Below are 551 nucleotides of genomic sequence, written 5' to 3'. Positions count from 1 at the left end.
CGTTGCCTACAATTGCAGAAAAACAAAACGGATGAAAAAAGAAAATTTACCATTAATAATTATAATCGTTAATATTATCTTGATAGGTCTAAATTTTATTTTCACATCTGATGAAATGGATGTAGGATTTTGGTTGCGAGTTACATCAAGTATATTTTTAATTGTAGCAATGGTTATAACAATTCGTGAAAGGAAAAAAAATAAAAATAAATCTGATTGAAAAAGGCAGATTTGAATAGCAGTACGGTTCTAAACCTTATAAAGGATTTTGGGAAAAAAAAATCGGACTAAAAAGCAGAACGGATAAAAAAGCGGATTTTCTCACTCATATTTAATAAAATATAGAAAATATCCAGCGGACTTTTTTCTGAGCCGATATTGTAAAAAATAATTAAAAACCTGCTTACTCAAACGTGCTGCAAAAGTAGGCAACAATGTATAAAAACAATGCTTATTTTGGTCTTGAATCGAAACTTTGTGCTCGCTTGCTCAGCGGATTGTCCTACGGACAATCAAGCTCGCCAGCTCGCACAGTTTTTATACGAGACGTT

The 551-nt window shown here is 31.9% G+C and carries 1 protein-coding gene; it reads left to right on the top strand.

Annotated elements, in window-relative coordinates; translation table 11 throughout:
- On the top strand, window positions 1-220 hold a 220-nt coding region (locus ACW6QP_RS15375; protein ID WP_457911759.1), incomplete at its 5' end, for a hypothetical protein.
- Between the last annotated feature and the right edge of the window lie 331 nt (window positions 221-551).

The sequence above is a fragment of the Salegentibacter haimaensis genome (assembly GCF_054121495.1).
This window is presented reverse-complemented; position numbering and strand designations above follow the sequence as displayed.